The 3,383-nt window shown below is 72.3% G+C and carries 2 protein-coding genes and 1 pseudogene; all 3 read right to left on the minus strand.

Annotated elements, in window-relative coordinates; genetic code table 11:
* Positions 1-239: pseudogene (locus tag B8460_RS14055) on the minus strand (hypothetical protein); the annotation flags it as partial.
* 40 nt (positions 240-279) lie between these two features.
* A complete protein-coding gene (locus tag B8460_RS14060) occupies positions 280-2,067 on the minus strand; it encodes an arginine--tRNA ligase (protein ID WP_048862240.1) in 1,788 nt (595 codons plus the stop codon).
* Positions 2,068-2,164: 97 nt separating this feature from the next.
* Complete coding sequence (locus B8460_RS14065; protein ID WP_048862241.1) at positions 2,165-3,313, minus strand: deoxyguanosinetriphosphate triphosphohydrolase; 1,149 nt, start codon at positions 3,311-3,313, stop codon at positions 2,165-2,167.
* Positions 3,314-3,383: the final 70 nt, after the last annotated feature.

Consider the following 3,383-nt stretch of genomic DNA (forward strand, 5'->3'; position numbering starts at 1 on the left):
CCGGCCACCGACATGCCGCCGGGATTGTCCGGGCGCACGCGCACCGGCCCGCTCGCCGCCTCGATCACCGGCACGCCGCCGGGATGATGGCCCGTGAGACGCGCGATGCCGACGACGAGCAGCAGCGCCCCGCCCAGCCCGGCGGCGATCATCATCAGCCGCCGTGTCGCGGGATCGATCCCGGCGCGGCGGCGCGGCACCCGATAGACCGGCATCGGAATCTCGAAATCGTCCGCCATGCGGCGCCTCCTCTCGGGTCACGGGGCTGCGCCGTCGGGGTCAGCGCATCTCCTCGACCGGACTGACGCCAAGGACCGCCAGACCGGCACGGATGACGGCCGCCGTCGCCGCGACGAGGGCAAGCCGCGCACGCGTCTCGACCGGGCGGTCGTCCTGCAGGAAGCGCAAGGTCGCGTCGTCCTTCCCGCGGTTCCACAGCATATGAAAGTCGCCCGCCAAGTCATAGAGGAAAAAAGCGATTCGGTGCGGCTCGCGCGCCTGCGCGGCGCCTTCGACAACGTGCGGAAAGGCGGTCAGGCGGCGCAGCAGCGCCAGTTCCGGCTCGGCCGTCAGCGTCTCCAGCGGCGCGTCCGCGAGCGCCGCGTCCGTCGTGGCCGCCGCGCCGTGCAGGTCCGCCGCCGCGCGCAGCACCGACCGGCAGCGGGCATGGGCGTACTGGACGTAGAACACCGGGTTGTCGCGCGTCTGCGCCACCACGGCGTCGAGGTCGAATTCCATCTGCGCGTCCGGCCGGCGGGTCAGCATGGTGAAGCGCACCGCGTCGCGCCCGACCTCGTCGATCAGGTCGCGCAGGGTCACGTAGGTGCCGGCGCGCTTGGACATGCGGACCGGCTGGCCCGCGCGCATGACGTGGACGATCTGGCACAGCACGACCTCCAGCCGCGCCGCCCCGTCCGACACGGCCGCGACCGCCGCCTGCATGCGCTTGACGTAGCCGCCGTGATCGGCGCCCCAGACATCGATCAGCACCGCCTCGCCGCGGGCGATCTTGTCGGCGTGACAGGCGATGTCGTTGGCGAAATAGGTGTTCGACCCGTCCGACTTGCGCAGCGGCCGGTCCACGTCGTCGCCGTAGCGTGTGGAGCGGAACAGCGTCTGCTCGCGCGGCTCCCAGTCCTCGGGCGTCTTGCCCTTCGGCGGCTCCAGCACGCCCTCGTACAGCAAGCCGCGGGCGGCGAGGTCGGCCAGCACCCGGTCCACGGCGCCGGCGGCGACCAGGGCGCGTTCAGACGTGAAGACGTCCTGTTCGACGCCGAGCAGGGCGAGATCCTCCCGCACGGCCGCCATCATCGCGCCCACGGCGTACTCACGCACCGTATCGAGCCAGAGCGCCGGATCGGCGATGCCGCGCCCCGGCCCGGCCAGCGCCTCGCCATGGGCCGCCGCCAGTTCGGCGCCGACCGGGATCAGGTAGTCGCCCCGGTACTGCAGGCCGCCCGGCACCTGCGCCGCGAAGGCGTCCTCGTCGAGCGGCGTGCCGATCGCCTGCAGGTAGCGCCAGTAGGCGGCCCAGGCGAGGGCCGCGACCTGCGCCCCGGCGTCGTTGACGTAATACTCCTTGGTGACGGCATAGCCCGCCTTGCGCAGCAGGTTCGCCAGCGCGTCGCCCACCACCGCGCCGCGGCAATGGCCGATATGCATGGGACCGGTGGGATTGGCGGAGACGTATTCGACGTTCACCCGCACCCCGCCGCCGATCGCGCTGTCGCCATAGGCGGTGCCCGCCCGCAGGATGCCCGGCAGCAGGGCGCGGTAGACGGCCGGATCGAGCGTCAGGTTGACGAAGCCCGGCCCCGCCGCCTCGGCCGCCGCGATGCCGGGCGCGGCGCGCAGCCGCTCCACGAGCGCGGCCGCGAGCTTCGGCGGGGCCATGCGCGCGGGCTTGGCGGCGACGAGGGCGGCATTGGTCGCCATGTCGCCGTGCGCGGGATCGCGCGGCGGCGTCACTTCGACGCGCGCGACGGCATCGTCCGGCAGATCGGGCGCGACCGCCCGCAGGGCGGCGACCACCTGGTCGCGCAGGGCAGCGTAGATGTCCTGGGTCATGGCGCCTTCCTACACGCCCGCGCCCGGCTTCGTCCCGCGTGAACGCTCATGGCTGGCATCGCCGCCTGCGCCCGGCCGGACGGGCTCGCGGGGGCGGTCAGCCGGCGATGGTGATGTCGGTCAGCCGCCGGTGTTCATCGACCGCGTACCGGTCGGTCATGCCGGCGATGTAGTCGCAGACGACATGCGCGGCCCGCGGCGTCCCCCCCTCGCCGGCCCGCGCGCGCCAGTCCTCGCGCAACAGGCTTGTGTCGCGGGCGAGCAGGCGGAACACCTCCTCCAGCAGCACGCGGGCTTTCTGCGTCATGCGGTTGACCCGCCAGTGGCGATACATCCGGCTGACCAGGAAGTCCTTGATGGCGCGGTTCGCCTCCGCCATCGGCAGGCTGAAGGCGACCACAGGCTTCTTCGCGCGCCGGATCGCCTGCACGTCCGCCGGTTCCAGCTTCGCGATGCGGCGGCCGGTCTCGGCGATCACGTCGTTGATCATGGCGTCGATCACCCGCCGGATCATCTCGTGGCGCAGCCGCGCCGGCGGCACGTCGAGACTGGCCCGCGCCGCCTCGGCCAGCGCGTCGCGCACCAGCGGCAGGTGACGCAAATCCTCGATCGTGAACAGGTGCGCCCGCAGCCCGTCGTCGAGATCGTGGCTGTGATAGGCGATGTCGTCTGACAGCGCGGCGACCTGCGCCTCGGCGCTGGCATGGGTGCCGAGTTCCAGCCGGTGGCGCCCGTCGTATTCCGCGATATAGGCCGGCGGCTTCGGCAGCGGCCCGTTATGCTTGGCCAGCCCCTCCAGCGTCTCCCAGGTCAGGTTCAGCCCATCGAAGCTGGCATAGCGGTTCTCCAGCACCGTCACGACCCGCAGGCTCTGGGCATTGTGGTCGAACCCGCCGTAGGGGCGCATCGCAATGTTCAGCGCCTCCTCTCCCGCATGACCGAACGGGGGGTGGCCGAGGTCGTGCGCCAGCGCCAGCGCCTCCGTCAGGTCCTCGTCGAGATGCAGCGCGCGGGCGAGGCTGCGGGCGATCTGCGCCACCTCGATCGAGTGCGTCAGGCGGGTGCGGTAGAAATCGCCCTCGTGGTTGACGAAGACCTGCGTCTTGTACTGGAGCTTGCGGAAGGCGCTGCTGTGGATGATGCGGTCGCGGTCGCGCTGCCAGGGCGAGCGGGAGCTGCTTTCCGGTTCCGGATGATAGCGCCCGCGCGCGGTCTCGACACGGACGGCGTGGGGCGCGAGCGACATGCACGGCACTTACACGCCGCCCCGGGCGCGCTCAAGCGGGCGGCGCCGCCGCGTGCGCGGTCGACCACCG

It is taken from the genome of Acidisphaera rubrifaciens HS-AP3 (assembly GCF_000964365.1).
Classification (GTDB): Bacteria; Pseudomonadota; Alphaproteobacteria; order Acetobacterales; family Acetobacteraceae; genus Acidisphaera; species Acidisphaera rubrifaciens.